At 64.6% G+C, this 13643-nt stretch carries 13 protein-coding genes; 9 read left to right on the top strand and 4 right to left on the bottom strand.

Annotation, left to right across the window (positions count from 1 at the left end; genetic code table 11):
• Positions 1-81: 81 nt before the first annotated feature.
• The 9 genes from ACUJ47_RS09695 to ACUJ47_RS09655 all read left to right on the top strand — a co-directional run bounded on the left by ACUJ47_RS09695 (position 82) and on the right by ACUJ47_RS09655 (position 7513).
• Positions 82-1359, top strand: a complete 1278-nt coding sequence (locus tag ACUJ47_RS09695) for a glutamate-5-semialdehyde dehydrogenase (protein ID WP_445538199.1) — start codon at positions 82-84, stop codon at positions 1357-1359.
• Positions 1360-1393: 34 nt separating this feature from the next.
• Positions 1394-2044 (top strand): nicotinate-nucleotide adenylyltransferase, encoded by a 651-nt coding sequence (locus ACUJ47_RS09690; RefSeq protein WP_445538198.1) that lies wholly within the window; start codon positions 1394-1396, stop codon positions 2042-2044.
• A 78-nt stretch (positions 2045-2122) separates the two neighbouring features.
• Positions 2123-2548, top strand: a complete 426-nt coding sequence (gene rsfS, locus ACUJ47_RS09685) for a ribosome silencing factor (RefSeq protein WP_445538197.1) — start codon at positions 2123-2125, stop codon at positions 2546-2548.
• Positions 2549-2608: 60 nt separating this feature from the next.
• A complete protein-coding gene (locus ACUJ47_RS09680; RefSeq protein ID WP_445538196.1) occupies positions 2609-3031 on the top strand; it encodes a 23S rRNA (pseudouridine(1915)-N(3))-methyltransferase RlmH in 423 nt (140 codons plus the stop codon).
• A 5-nt stretch (positions 3032-3036) separates the two neighbouring features.
• Positions 3037-4284, top strand: a complete 1248-nt coding sequence (locus ACUJ47_RS09675; RefSeq protein ID WP_445538195.1) for a murein hydrolase activator EnvC family protein — start codon at positions 3037-3039, stop codon at positions 4282-4284.
• A gap of 113 nt (positions 4285-4397) precedes the next feature.
• Positions 4398-5774: a S41 family peptidase gene (locus ACUJ47_RS09670; RefSeq protein ID WP_445538194.1), complete on the top strand. Its 1377-nt coding sequence runs from the start codon at positions 4398-4400 to the stop codon at positions 5772-5774.
• Between the two features lie 54 nt (positions 5775-5828).
• A complete protein-coding gene (locus tag ACUJ47_RS09665) occupies positions 5829-6281 on the top strand; it encodes a disulfide bond formation protein B (protein WP_445538193.1) in 453 nt (150 codons plus the stop codon).
• A 10-nt stretch (positions 6282-6291) separates the two neighbouring features.
• The gene (locus ACUJ47_RS09660; protein ID WP_445538192.1) at positions 6292-6828 is read left to right on the top strand and encodes a demethoxyubiquinone hydroxylase family protein; all 537 of its coding nucleotides are present in this window, start codon (positions 6292-6294) and stop codon (positions 6826-6828) included.
• Between the two features lie 94 nt (positions 6829-6922).
• On the top strand, positions 6923-7513 hold the full coding sequence (locus ACUJ47_RS09655) for a hypothetical protein (RefSeq protein WP_445538191.1): 591 nt from the start codon (positions 6923-6925) through the stop codon (positions 7511-7513).
• Positions 7514-7519: 6 nt separating this feature from the next.
• Here the strand turns inward: ACUJ47_RS09655 and ACUJ47_RS09650 are convergent, their stop codons facing one another.
• From ACUJ47_RS09650 to ACUJ47_RS09635, 4 genes are all read right to left on the bottom strand, one after another.
• Complete coding sequence (locus ACUJ47_RS09650; RefSeq protein WP_445538190.1) at positions 7520-11266, bottom strand: SdrD B-like domain-containing protein; 3747 nt, start codon at positions 11264-11266, stop codon at positions 7520-7522.
• A 101-nt stretch (positions 11267-11367) separates the two neighbouring features.
• Positions 11368-12315, bottom strand: a complete 948-nt coding sequence (locus tag ACUJ47_RS09645) for a hypothetical protein (protein WP_445538189.1) — start codon at positions 12313-12315, stop codon at positions 11368-11370.
• 83 nt (positions 12316-12398) lie between these two features.
• The gene (locus tag ACUJ47_RS09640; protein ID WP_445538188.1) at positions 12399-12947 is read right to left on the bottom strand and encodes a DUF4402 domain-containing protein; all 549 of its coding nucleotides are present in this window, start codon (positions 12945-12947) and stop codon (positions 12399-12401) included.
• Between the two features lie 68 nt (positions 12948-13015).
• Positions 13016-13516, bottom strand: a complete 501-nt coding sequence (locus ACUJ47_RS09635) for a DUF4402 domain-containing protein (protein ID WP_445538187.1) — start codon at positions 13514-13516, stop codon at positions 13016-13018.
• Positions 13517-13643 lie beyond the last annotated feature (127 nt).

Raw genomic sequence — 13643 nt, 5'->3', positions numbered from 1 at the left:
AAGTTCGGGGCAATTTCTCCTCTTCGGACATGCCATTTGGACTATCCTGACAGCTTGGCGCAGCGGTGCTAAAGGGGCCTCATGGCAACGCTTGCAGACACCCGCACTGAAGACCCTGTCGCGCTGGTCGAACGACTGGCGCGCAAGGCGCGCGCCGCGCAGCGCGCGCTCGCGGCGATGCCGGATGACGCCAAGGCGGCGGCGCTGATGCATGCCGCTGCTGCTTTGCGTGAGGATGCTGAAATTATCCTCGCCGCCAATGCCCGCGACATTGCTGCGGGCGAAGCAGGCGGGCTTGCCCCCGCCATGCTCGACCGCTTGCGGCTTGACGAAACGCGGCTCGAAGCCATGGCTGCCGGGGTCGAGGCGGTGGCGCAATTGCCCGATCCGGTCGGGCAAGTGATCGACACTGTCGAACGCCCCAATGGCCTCATCCTCAGCCGCGTTCGCGTGCCGATCGGTACCATCGGAATCATCTATGAAAGCCGCCCCAATGTGACCGCGGACGCCGCGGCGCTATGCGTGCGCGCCGGGAACGCCGCCTTGCTGCGCGGTGGCAGCGAAGCGGTCCATTCGAACCGCGCGATCCATGCCGCGCTGGTGCGCGGATTGGCCGCCGGGGGCATTTCGCCCGAGGCGGTGCAACTGCTCCCGACGCAGGACCGTGCAGCGGTGGGCGCCATGCTCAAGGCGGCGGGGCTGATCGACATGATCGTGCCGCGCGGGGGCAAGGGACTGGTGGCGCGGGTCCAGGCCGATGCGCGGGTGCCGGTGCTCGCCCATCTCGACGGGATCTGCCACACATACGTCCATGAAGCGGCCGATCCTGCGATGGCGCGCGAAGTGGTGCTCAACGCCAAGCTGCGTCGCACCGGCATTTGCGGCGCGCTGGAGACGCTGCTGGTCGATTGCCGCTATCCCTTCACAGGCGAGCTGGTCGGCGCATTGATCGACGCGGGATGCGAAGTGCGCGGCGATGCCCGTATCCAGGCGCTCGATCCGCGCGTTCTGCCCGCAAGCGACAATGATTGGGACACTGAATATCTCGCTGCCGTGGCTTCGGCCGCGATGGTCGACGGGCTTGAAGACGCGATGGCGCATATCGCGCGCCATTCTTCCGCGCATACCGACGCGATCGTCACCGCCGATCAGGCGGCGGCAGAACGCTTCCTTGCCGAAGTCGACAGCGCCATCGTGATGCACAACGCTTCCTCGCAATTTGCCGATGGAAGCGAGTTCGGGCTTGGGGCGGAAATCGGCATCGCCACCGGGCGGCTGCATGCGCGCGGCCCGGTCGCGCTCGAAGGGCTGACGACCTACAAATGGCAGGTGCGCGGCACCGGCCAGGCGCGCCCGTGACTTTGCGCAAGCGAAAGGCCTGATCCTGCGCGGCATGGTTCCCGTTCGCACCGGCATCCTCGGCGGCAGCTTCAACCCCGCCCATGGCGGGCATCGCCGCATCACGCGCTTCGCGATCGATGCGCTCGGGCTCGACGAAGTGTGGTGGCTGGTTTCGCCGGGTAACCCGCTCAAGCCCCCGCAAGGCATGGCTCCGCTCGGCGCGCGGCTCAGATCGGCGCAGCGGCAGGCACGGCTTGCACCGATCGTGCCGACAGCGATCGAGCGCGAACTCGGCACGCGCTATACGGTCGATACCTTGCGCGCGCTCATCCGGCGCTATCCCAAGCGCGAGTTCGTCTGGATCATGGGGGCCGACAATCTGGCGCAATTCCATCGCTGGCGCCACTGGCGCAGCATCGCGCGCATGATGCCGATTGCGGTTGTGGCAAGGCCGGGTTATGATGGCGCTGCCTTGGCGAGCCCCGCCATGGCCTGGCTAAGGCGCTATCGTGTACCGGTCGCCAGATTGTTAGACGGGGGCAGATGGAGCGCACCAGCCCTGGTGTTATTGCGTTTTGATCCCGATCCGCGTTCGGCCACGGCCATCCGCCGCGCCGATCCGGACTGGATTTTGCGCTATTCCGGCCACCCACCTCGAGACAGGTTGACTCATCATCTTGTCGCCCAAGAGGAGGGCGCATGAGACGCATTTTCCGCGTTTCCGGCCTTTTCGCGAACCATCGCTTGCATATCCCCACGCACAGGAGAACCGAAACCGCCTATGAACCAGGCGCAAACCCTGTCGGCTGCTGCCGACATCACAACCCAGGCCCCGCCGGCTGTGGCTAAGGCGGGCAAGACTGCTGAGGCGCTGCACGAACTCGTGCTGGGCCAGCTCGATGACGACCAGGCGCAGGAAGTCGTCTCGATCCCGCTTCAGGGAAAGAGTTCGATTGCCGATCACATGGTGATCGCCTCGGGCCGTTCGACCCGCCAGGTCGCGGCCATGGCGCAGAAACTGGCCGAAAAGATCAAGCAGGAAGGCTTCGGATCGGTCCGTATCGAAGGGCTGCCGACGGCCGACTGGGTATTGATCGATGCCGGCGACGTCGTCGTCCACCTGTTCCGCCCGGAAGTGCGCAGCTTCTACAATCTCGAGCGGATGTGGGGCTTCGGCGACAGCAACGCTGCCACTGGCACAGCATAGCGATTGAGCCGCGCCGGCGAGGGAAATCGTCCCTGCGCAGCGCGGACGCGAAACCTGACCATGCTTCTCCACGTGATTGCACGCGGCAAGATTGCTCGCTCTCCCGAAGCGGAACTTGTCGCGCGCTATGAGAAGCGGCTGGCATGGCCGGTCAAGCTCACCGAACTGCCCGACAGTGGCGGGCGCATTCCCGATCCGCAGATGCCCTGCAAGACGGTGCTGCTCGACGAGCGCGGCCGCAATTTGACTTCGGAGGAATTCGCCGAAATCCTTGGCCGCTGGCGTGACGACGGGATGCGCGAAGCGCGTTTCGTGCTTGGCGCGGCGGACGGTCACAGCGAAGAAGAGCGCGCCGAAGCAGATCTGCTGCTCGCCTTTGGGGCAGCGACGTGGCCGCATTTGCTGGCACGAGCGATGCTGATGGAACAGCTCTATCGCGCGACCACGATCCTTGCAGGCCATCCCTATCATCGGGCAGGATAGGGCCGATGCCTGCCTTCCGTTTCCTTGCCCTGACCGGACTGGTCGCCGCGCCGATCGCCGCCGGGCTGATTTTCGCCTGGCCCGTGGCGGGCGCCAGCGACATGCTGGCTGTGGGCGCACAAATGGGCGATGCGGGTTCCGCCCGCGAGGCCTATGCTCGCGCGCGCCGCGCTGCCGCCGATGCCGAACGCCGCGCCCAGCGCTTCGACAAGGAAGCAACCGAAACGCGCGAAGCGGCCGACCGTTCGGCGCGCGAGGCAGCCGCGCTCGCTGCGCGAATCCAGCAGGCCGAAGCCGATATCCTTGCCGCGCAGGCCCGCTTTGCACTAATCACTGACCAGCGCCGTCTGCTCGATGCCCGGCTGGCTGAGCAGCAGCAGCCGCTGGTGCGGCTTACCGCCGCGCTGCAAAATATGGCGCGCCGCCCGCTGGTGCTCTCGGCGCTGCAGCCGGGAACGCTCAAGGACACGGTCTATGTCCGCGCTGTGCTCGAGACGACCATGCCCGAGATTCGCAACCGCACAGTGGGACTGCGTGGCGAATTGGCTCGCGGGCGCGAACTCGAGCGGGAAGCGGGCGAAACCCTGGCCAGCCTCCGCATGGATGAGGGATTGCTGCTCGAGCGGCGCCGCGCGCTCGAAACGCTGGCGACGCAGCAGAGGCTGGCTTCGCGTGAAGTGCGTCAGGTGGCGCAGCGCGAAAGCGAACGAGCGCTGGCGCTGAGCGAGAATGCGCGCGACCTCAATTCGCTGGTCGATGAACTGGGCCGAGCCGGTGCCTTGCGCGCCGAACTTGCTGCACTGCCCGGCCCGCTGGTCCGCCCGCCGCGCCCGGGTGCCTCGCAAGTGCTCGATGCACAGCGCGCCAGCCCGACGCCGCGCCCGACCGCGCTGCCCGCCCCGCTGCAATTGCCGGTGCAGGGCCGCACTTTGGCGGGCTTTGGCGAAAGCGATGCAGCGGGCCTTCCAGTCACCGGCTTGCGCCTCGCGCCCGGCTCCGGGGCGCAGGTGATCGCGCCGGCTGCGGGGCGCGTGGCATTCGCCGGGCCCTATCGCGGGTATGGCCAGATTGTGATCGTCGAACACGGCAATGGCTTTACCAGCCTTGTCACCGGCCTTGCGCAAGCCGACGTTGCTGCGGGCGACGAAGTGATCGGCGGCAGCCCGATCGGCACCGCCGCGCGGCGCGACCCGGCGATCACGCTCGAACTGCGGCGCGATGGCCAACCGGTCAATCCGCTCGACTATATGTAAGTTTGCGTTTTCGCCCCGGAACGCACCGCATCGGGACGCCTCCACGCTCTCATCTGGCATTCAGCCGCGCGGCGTTATAGAATCGCCACCGGAACACAGGAGTAGATCACTTCATGCGAATCGCCGACTTGCTGCGCAGCGCCGCCCTTGTCACCGCTGTCGCGCTCATTCCGGCCACCACTGCCGGCATGGCGCAGGTAGACGGGCGCATTGGTCCGCAATTTGCGAAATTCTTCGCCGCATACCAGCAGGTGAAGGCCAATTACGTCGAGCCGGTCGAAGACGAAGTGCTGATCCGCGGTGCGATCAACGGTATGCTGGCGGAACTCGATCCGCACTCGGCCTATCTCGACGGCAGCTCGCTGCAGCGGCTCGAAACGCTGATCGACGGCAATTATTCGGGCCTCGGCCTGTCGGTCGTGATGGATGAGGGCGCGGTCAAGGTCGTTTCGCCCTTCCGCGGCAGCCCGGCCGAACTGGCGGGCGTCAAGGCGGGCGATTTCATCACCCATCTCGATGGCGAGCTGATCTATGGCGGCGATCTCGACGAAGCCGTGGCGCGCATGCGGGGACCGGAAGGCACCTCGATCAAGCTCACGATCTATCGCCCGGGCCGCGATGAGCCGCTTGAGCTGTCGGTAAAGCGCGGCGTGATCGAGCTTGAACCGGTCACTTACAAGCTCGAAGCGGGCAAGGTCGGGGTCATCACCGTCAATGAATTCTCGACCAATGTCGGGCGCGATGTCTTCACCGCATGGCAGGCATTGCAGCGCGAAGCAGCGGGGCGCGTCAGCGGGCTGGTGCTCGACCTGCGCTCGAACCCGGGCGGATCGCTCGACGAGGCGGTGGCGCTGAGCGATCTGTTCCTGAGCCAGGGCCGCATTGTCAGCCAGCGCGGCCGCGCACGCGGCGAGAACATCCATTACGATGCGGATGACTGGACCAATTATCGCCACATGACGCGCCAGGAAGGGCAGAAGTTCATGGGCCAGATCGCCGAGAGCGTTCCGCTGATCGTGCTGATCGATGCAGGCTCGGCCTCGGCTTCGGAAATCGTCGCGGGCGCGTTGCAGGATCACCGTCGCGCGCTGGTGATGGGCGATCGCAGCTTTGGCAAAGGCAGCGTGCAATCGCTGCTTCCGCTTGGCCGCGATGCCGCGCTGAAGCTCACCACTGCGCGCTATTACACTCCGGCGGGGCATTCGGTGCAGGAGGGCGGGATCAAGCCCGACATCGAAGTTCCGCAGCTGTCCGATCCGGACCTGGAGAAGCGCAACAAGTATGTGATGCGCGAAAGCGACTTACGCGGCCACCTGGTCAACGAGCTTGGATTGAAGGACGATGCGCTCGAAGCCGACAAGCAGATCGATCCGCGCTTCCAGCTGACCGCCGCGCAGCTCAAGGATCAGGGCGTCAGCGACTTCCAGCTGCATTACGCACTTGAGACATTGCGGCGCACCACGCGTGCAACAGTGGCGCTGCGCCGCTGAATGGGCTAGCCGAGCGGCATGAACAGTTTGTCGGGCGGGCGCCCAGCGGATCTTATGGCACAACATCTGGCGCTGGGCGTGCCCGCCCTGTTGCTGGGGGGTGCCTATCTCGCGCAATACGGCTTCGGCCTCTATCCTTGTGAAATGTGCTGGTGGCAGCGTTATCCCCATTTCGTGGCACTGGGGTTGGCGGGCCTGTCGTTTGTAGCGCCGCCGCGCAATCTCTGGGTCGCGCTGGCCGGTTTTTCTGTCTTCGTTTCGGGCTTGATCGGCGGATTTCACGCCGGGGTCGAATACGACTGGTGGGAAGGGATCACCGGCTGCGCCTCGGCAGTCGCAGTAACTGACGATCCGCTCGCCGCAATCATGAGCGCTCCCCTGGTTCGCTGCGATTCTGCGCCGTGGGACCTGCTCGGCATTTCACTGGCGGGTTGGAACTTCCTGATCTCCTGCGGAGCTGGCATCGCGATCTGGGTGTTGCTACGCCGCGGCGCGAAAACGGCCTGAGGTTGGAAGCATGAGTACTGGCAGCATTTCGCGCGACGAACTTCACCGGATGATCCGCGTCGACCAGGCGGGGGAGTATGGTGCCACTCGCATTTACGCCGGGCAGTTGGCCGTGCTGGGCAATCGCGGGCCGCACGTGCAGGAAATCCAGCACATGGCCGAGCAAGAGGCTGACCATCGCGCCCGTTTCGATGCGTTGATGGCCGAACGCGGAGTCAGGCCCACGGCTTTGCAGCCGTTCTGGTCGGTTGCCGGCTATGCTTTGGGTGCCGCGACCGCGCTGATCGGACCCGAAGCGGCGATGGCCTGCACCGCTGCGGTCGAAGAAGAGATCGACCGGCACTATTCGCAGCAGCTTGACCGGCTTGCAGAGGATGACTGCGACCCGGAACTGGCCGGGATGATCCATGAATTCCGCGAAGACGAGCGCGCCCATCGCGACGCCGCCTTGGCAGCGGGTGCGGAGCGGGCCCCGGCCTATCCGCTGCTGTCTGGTGCGATCCGGCTGGGCTGCCGCGCTGCGATCCGGCTGGCCGAGCGAATTTGAGCGCGATCAAGGCGCGCCTTCGCTCGCTTCATATGCTATTCAACCGAAAGGCGCTGTAATCGCGCCCTGTATTTCACTTGTTCGAGGAATCGCCATGCTCCGCCGCACCATCGCCGCTTCGCTGATCGCCGCCACTCCCTTGCTTGCACTTGGCGCACCTGTCGCCGCGCAGGACGAGGCAGGCGACAAGGTCAACATGGTGATTGTCTATGGCGATGACGATTGTCCGACCCCGGCCGATGGCGAAATCACCGTCTGCGCGCGCAAGGAAGAGGGCGAGCGCTATCGCATCCCCGAGAACCTGCGCTTCAGCGACAGCACGCAGAACGTCGCATGGACCGAGCGGGTCGATCGCTACGAGATGGTCGGCTCTTTTGGCGCGCTGTCCTGCGATCCGGCGGGCGCAGGCGGCTGGACCGGCTGTACCCAGCAGATGATCAACGCCGCCTATGCCGACAAGCGCGAAGGGCAGAACGTGCGCTTTGGCCAGCTGATCGAAGCGGCGCGGGCCGAACGCCTTTCGACCATCGATGCCGATGCTGCTGCACAGCAGGAGCGGGTCGAACAGATCGAGCGCGAATATATGGAGCGGCTCGAGCGCGAACGCGACCAGGCGCTGCCGGGTGAACAGGCCGAGCCGGAAGCGGCGCCGCAGACTCCCGCCGAAGAAGAGCCCGAAGCCTGACGGGCCTTACTCCGATCCAAGCGGTGGAGCGGATGCTTCTGCGCGCGCGATCACCGGCCGGTCGATCGCGCACACGCCGATTTCGATGTCCTTGGCGAGCAGGCTTGATTCGAACCCGACTGTGATCATGCCGAAATCCACCGGGCACAAATTGAGGCGAGATGCCTGGTCCGGATCGAGCGTGATGCGATAGCGGCCCGGCGGCACGCGCTCGAAGAAGTAATATCCGTCGAGCTCGGTCTTGACGATGCCAACGACCTTCCCGTTCTCGTCGGCCAGCTGCAGCTTGACGCCCGACACACCCTTGGCCCCGCTGTCCGAAACGAAGCTGGCGATGCCTTCGATCTCGCTGACCGCGATCACTGCATAGTCGACAGTCTGAAGCCTGCCGGCGCGCGGCACCAGCTCGATGCCGGGCTTTGCCGGGGCAAGGTCGATATCGGGCAAGCTCGACGGGTCGATCTGGACGCCGATGCCGCGGCCAGTGCCCAGTCCGCTGATCCGGGCGAGGCCGGTCTTGTCGGTCTTGGCGGTCTGGTTGAAGGCGACAAAGTCGACATCGGGCAGCACGCGATCGCTCGGGCCATAGACCCCGTCCCCGTCCATGTCCTGGAACGCGCGCAGCGCCGCCCCGCCAGACGTGGCGACCCCGGGCTTCGCCATGTAGACCCGCTTGCTCAGCGGATCCCGCCCGAGGCTGAAGCCCAGCCGCAGGCCGACGTAATAGGAATCATTGGAGAAGGAGTAATTCCCGTCCAGCGCTAGGCTGAAGCGGTCGAAATCGCGGACACCCGACAAGCCGAAGGACGGCGCCTTGCTGCCGAAATCATAATTGGCCGAACCGCGCAGCGACGTCCGCTCGTCGAGCGCATGGTCGATCTCGATACCGGCATTGGTTATGTCCGGCTCAGGCAGGACACGGTAGCCGAGCGAGAAGCGCGCGCGCGTGTCGGACCGCGAGAAGGTGGAGAGGTCGAAATTGCCGAATAGCTGGGCATTGGTTTCGAAGCCGGGCGAGCGCGTGCGCGAATAGTCGAGCGTGTTCGACAGCAGCAGGCCCGAAGTCCTTGTCGAAGCGCGAACGCCGGCAACGAACGTGCTGCGCCCGCTAACGTCGACATAATTGCGCACGCGGGCGCTGAGCGGGATGGCAAGGCCGGTGGCCGGATCGCCAAGGTTAATCGTGGTGTTGAAGTCGGCTTCGGTTGCGCGGCGCAGGAACTGCAGCCCGGTCGTCTTGGTCTCGTCCGGGAACAGGCCGGTATATTCGGTGTGGCTGAGCGTGAGCGCGGAGCGGCCGAGCCGCCCGCCGATGCCGCCCGAATAGGCCATGGCTCCGTCATTCGCCATTCCGACATCGCTCTTCACAGCAAAGCCGCCCAGGCTGGTGCGGATGCCCGCCGAAGTGATCCAATTGTCTCCGTCGCGCTCGAACCAGGAAGCGCCGAGCAGTGCGGTCAGGCCAGTGGTGACGCCATAGGCCAGCTGGCCCCCGGCCCGCCAATTGGCATAGTCGCGCGGAGGCACGAAATTGGGCCGCTTTACGCCCAACAGGTTACGGTCCTTCTGCGCGGCCCCGAAGCTATAGACCAGGTCGCCCTTGGCAACACGTCCATCGCCAACCGTGATCCGGCGTACGGTTTCGCTGCGCTGGCCCTGCGGCCCGTAGAACACGATCCGGAACACGTTGAGCCCGAAATCGACCGGGACTTGCAGGAATTCGTACTGGCCGTTCACAGCATCGCGGGTCGAACCGATCAGCACATCGTTGCGGTAAAGCTCGACTTCATAGCCATCGGGCAGGATGCCGCGCAGGTCGACCCGTTCGAATACCGATGCCATCTGCGTGGCGGAATTGGTGACCGAGAACCCGCGCCCCGAAACGCTCCGCAGCCCCAGGGACATCGACTCGGTCGAGACGTCGCCGACCGAGAAGGCCTTGGCCGAAAGCGGCCCCAGCATGCCGCCGTCGGGATCGACACGGCCAAGTTCGATGAGGGCTGCGGTTGCGCCGTTCTTGGTGTCGCCGCTCAGATAGGCGTCAGCCGAAAGGTAGCCGAGGTCGCCGGCCAGCCGCAGTTCGCCTTCCACGCGCGGGCCGAAAGTGCTGTCCGACACCGCACGGATCGCGACGTCTGCCGCAGGCACTGAAGCTGCCTCCCACGGCATGTCGATCCGCTCGAAAGAGCGTGTTTCTCCTTTATTCTGGCGTGCTTCGATCTTGGCGCGCTTGGCTTCGCGTTCGGCGCGCAGCTGGAAGGGGAAGGGCTCAAGCGTCTCGATCGTCACTGCCATCGATCGCAGGTCGGCATCGATCTTGAGCGGGAAGAATTCGGCGTATTGGTCGACCCGCAGGTACAGTTCGCCTTCGAACGGCGCTGCGATCGGGCCCTTGATTGCGCTCTGCTGGCCGTTGGTTTCGATGATCCCCTGCCGCAAATCAATCGCCAGCATCTGGTCCTGCTTGAGGATCCAGCCATGGGCGTAATGCCCTTCGTCGCTCACCGTAATGGCAAGGTCGAGAATGCGCGCCATCGCGCCCAGCGGCAGGAAGATGCCCTCTGGCGTGCCGTATGCGATGATCGTGTCGGATGCGTTGACGCCCTTGACCTTCACTTCGAGGATCAGCTCGTCCTGATAGGTCAGGACCGGCATTTCAGCCGAGCCGCCGTCGAGCGAGGATGAAGGGGCCGCTTGCGTCACGGTTACGACTTCCGCGCTGTCATCCGCCGCCTGCGGGGCAGGTTTCTTCGGTGTGGAGGGCGCGGCTTGCTCAACGGCTGCCGGAGCGGCTGCAACCGGCGGGATCGGAGCGCCGGTGCGGAAGTCCCAGGCGCGCGCTGTGGCGGCCGACGCGGTCGTGTCGCTTGTCTCAGCCGGAACCGGTGTTGCGCCGGTGGCGGGCGACAGCTTTTCGGCTTCGGCCTGCACTGGTTCAGGTGCGAGGGTCGTCGCTTCCTCGGCGCTCGCTTCGGTGGAATCCGTTTCGGCGACTATGGGTGGATCGATCAGCTCGGCGGGTTCGGATGCGGCCGGTTCAGCGACTGGCTCCTCGGCTGGTGCATCGGCGGAGGCAGGCGCCTCGACCCGATCTTCGGGGGTGGTTGGAGCGAGCGGGGCCCCGGTCTTGAAGTCCCATACGCGGACGCTTGAGGTCGCTTCAGTCGCCGGAGTTGGTTCGACATCCCCTTCTGGCGCGATCGCGGACTCCGCGTCGACATCGGCAGTCGCCAGTTCAGCTGCGTCCGCTTCAGTTGCGGGGCTTTCGGAAGGTTCGAACGGCGCAGTATCGGTGTCGAGGATCTGCGGTGCCGATTCGGGCATCCCGATTCCCGCAGCACTGGGAGCTGCCGTTTCGTCCGACTTGTCAACCGGAGCTGGCATCGGAGGCTCGGCAGCTACGGAGGTGACATCCGCAGTGGTATCGACCTCGGAAGTTTCTCTTGCGGCCGGTTCGTGGCCAACCCCGGGAACACCAAACGCCGCCAAGGGCGGCGGCGCATCGTTCAGTGAGGGTGTCGGCAAGGGCGGTGGCTGCCCTGCCGGGGAGATGACGGCGGGCGGTGCAGGCTCGAAGACCTGCGTCGACGGCGGCCTGCTCGCCAGGCTAGCTGAAGTGCCGGGAGAGGCAGGTTTCCGTTTGGTCGCGGCCTTGGCCGCGGCTTCGCCGCCAAAGGCCGGCTGGGGGATCTCCTTGACCGAGAGGTCACGTTTCTTTGCGTCTTCGCGCCCTTGCGGCGAGGGCATGGGCATGCGCTTTGTGCCCTCGCCCTGCTCGCGCGGATACGAACACAGGGCGAGCGCAAGCGTGCCGAGGCTTACGGCACTTACATTCCGGATGAGTTTCCGGCGGTTCAAGGGACCTGGAATTCTTGCATGGCAAGTTTCGCGCCCGGCTTGAAGTCATCGTCGATGAATTCGATTTTCAGCCGCGCCCCCGGTGCGAAGAAGCGCAGATCGGCGTCCTCCTCAAACGGGATCGTAACCTGCCTGCTGTCGACTTCGGGATAGATGCCCACCCCTCTGGTAAGCGCGACCGGCTTGCTGGAGCCGTTCGCGGTCACGACGATGTCGCCATAAGCCGAACGCGTACCGGACCGCGTCACCGTAAGGCTTACAGCCTTCGAGCCATCGGTTTGTGTAACGACCGTCGGGTTCGCGATGCCTACGTCGAGCGTGGTTTCGCCGATGCGGACGATCACCGGGATCGAAATCCCGAAGCGGGGGCGGATAGTAACTCCGATTCCGTTGGCGTTGTCATTGCCGACAGCGCTGTCGATCGAGAAGCCCCGGTTCATCGGCGGAACTGCCGAAACGAGGAAATGCGAGCGATATTCTCCGGGGGGCAATTCCGCCGGTGCACGCGCCATGACGCGGATCAGCTGCGATTCACTGCCATGCAGGGTGACCCGGCGGGGCGAATAGCGCAGCATCGCGCTGGCGGTTTTGACCCCGGCCTTGGTTTCCTCGTCGAGCCCATTGTCGAATGCGAGCACGCGCCCTTCTGGCGTCATCGCCATATCGACGATCTTGATCTCGTAATCGCCGTCATTCGCGGTCTTGTTGTAGATGCCCACAGTGGCGATTTCGCGCCGCCCGTTGATCACGATCCGCTTGGGAAACAGGTTCACGTCGCCCAATCCGCCGACCGATCCTTCGGGCGGGGGTGGGGGCGCCGGGTTTGCGGCGGGCTGCGAAGCGTCCTGTGCGGAGATAGCCGAAGGGCCGAATGCGGCCAGGCTTGCGAACACGCCGGCAAGGAACAGGCCCTTGTTGCGACGTTTTGCCGATAGCGAATTCATGTCAGGTGACCCCTGTTGATGTCACCCAAACGATTGCCAGTTTATGGTTAATTAGGCGTAAACCCTAGAAGCAAACCAATATGTCAGAGGTAAACGACGGTTACCTCGAAAATTCCCGAATATTCGCCGGGTTCCTGATTGGAGAGCACATTCAGCGTACCGCCAACATAGAGGTCGAAGAACCCGCTTTGATTGGTGCGATTGTGCTGGGCTTGCCCCTGCCCCTGTGACGCTGGCCGATTGTAGTTCAGTGCAGTGACCACCATCGGCGTGCCGTTTTCGTTCACGATCACGGTGCTGGGAGACACCACCGTAATGAAACGGCGGTTCCGCTCGCCGAAAACAAGGAAGCGGCCCGGGCCCCTGATGCTGGGTGTCCCGGTAAGGTCTATCGTGCTTGTGACCGCGCCGCCCGGCGCAATCGTGACTGTGCCCGCTGCGGGCAGCGACATGATCCTGCCGAAGCGCAGATCGTCGATCGCCGTGATTGATGGCGGCTCGATCAATGTTACCGTGGCTGTGCCACTGGCCGTGTCGGTGTTGCCCGGCGCGGCATGGCTGGCCATGGCCAGGCATGCGGCGAGGCCTGCGACGAGCCTTTTGCCATATCTGATGAAGACCGGATGCGTCATCGGGCTCGTCCCTGGCCAGGCCAGCCGCCAGCCCGATGCGGACCGGCGGCTGCTCCTGGTTCAATGGCTCAGTCGTAGCTGACAGTTACGTCGTACTGGCCCGAGTAGACGCCGGCCGGCTGGTTGGCGGCCACGGTCAGCGTGCCGCCAACAGCAAACTGGTACGAGCCGGATCCGTTGAGCGAAACCGAAAGCGAATCGGTCGTCGTGGTGAAGTTCATGCTGTTGCTGCCACCATCGTCAACCGCTCCATCGAACAGTTCGATGGTGAAAGCGCGGTCGGGATCGCCCGAAACGGTGAACGAGTCAGCCGAGTTGCTCGAACCGCTCGCGAAAAGGAGGTCACCAGTCACGCTACCGGCATCCGCAGTATCCACGACAACAGTGCCGCCGGTGGTTCCGGCCACGATCAGGCCAAAATTGAGCGATGCGCCGGTGTCATGCACGATCGAGATCGGCGCGACGATTTCGGCGGTGGCTTCGCCCTGAGTGGTAGCAGTATCGCCCGGCGCTGCGGCGACCGGAACGGCAACGGCGGCCGCAAAGGCTGCCAGAACGATCTTCTTCATGCGTAGTCTCCTGAAATGGTAATGAGCCCGGCTGTTGCCGGTGCAACCATAGGGATAACTACGTGGCCCTTAAGAAATCGTTCTTAAGAAAAATTCACGTAATTCCAGTACTTTGCTCCCGCAGTAA

Source organism: Altererythrobacter sp. Z27, from assembly GCF_052683155.1.
This window is presented reverse-complemented; position numbering and strand designations above follow the sequence as displayed.

Bases quoted from the DNA above. Each gene is read 5' to 3' on its own strand.
- ACUJ47_RS09695 (WP_445538199.1), top strand. From the start codon at position 82: ATGGCAACGCTTGCAGACACCCGCACTGAAGACCCTGTCGCGCTGGTC.
- ACUJ47_RS09690 (WP_445538198.1), top strand. From the start codon at position 1,394: ATGGTTCCCGTTCGCACCGGCATCCTCGGCGGCAGCTTCAACCCCGCC.
- rsfS (WP_445538197.1), top strand. From the start codon at position 2,123: ATGAACCAGGCGCAAACCCTGTCGGCTGCTGCCGACATCACAACCCAG.
- ACUJ47_RS09680 (WP_445538196.1), top strand. From the start codon at position 2,609: ATGCTTCTCCACGTGATTGCACGCGGCAAGATTGCTCGCTCTCCCGAA.
- ACUJ47_RS09675 (WP_445538195.1), top strand. From the start codon at position 3,037: ATGCCTGCCTTCCGTTTCCTTGCCCTGACCGGACTGGTCGCCGCGCCG.
- ACUJ47_RS09670 (WP_445538194.1), top strand. From the start codon at position 4,398: ATGCGAATCGCCGACTTGCTGCGCAGCGCCGCCCTTGTCACCGCTGTC.
- ACUJ47_RS09665 (WP_445538193.1), top strand. From the start codon at position 5,829: ATGGCACAACATCTGGCGCTGGGCGTGCCCGCCCTGTTGCTGGGGGGT.
- ACUJ47_RS09660 (WP_445538192.1), top strand. From the start codon at position 6,292: ATGAGTACTGGCAGCATTTCGCGCGACGAACTTCACCGGATGATCCGC.
- ACUJ47_RS09655 (WP_445538191.1), top strand. From the start codon at position 6,923: ATGCTCCGCCGCACCATCGCCGCTTCGCTGATCGCCGCCACTCCCTTG.
- ACUJ47_RS09650 (WP_445538190.1), bottom strand. From the start codon at position 11,266: ATGCCCATGCCCTCGCCGCAAGGGCGCGAAGACGCAAAGAAACGTGAC.
- ACUJ47_RS09645 (WP_445538189.1), bottom strand. From the start codon at position 12,315: ATGAATTCGCTATCGGCAAAACGTCGCAACAAGGGCCTGTTCCTTGCC.
- ACUJ47_RS09640 (WP_445538188.1), bottom strand. From the start codon at position 12,947: ATGACGCATCCGGTCTTCATCAGATATGGCAAAAGGCTCGTCGCAGGC.
- ACUJ47_RS09635 (WP_445538187.1), bottom strand. From the start codon at position 13,516: ATGAAGAAGATCGTTCTGGCAGCCTTTGCGGCCGCCGTTGCCGTTCCG.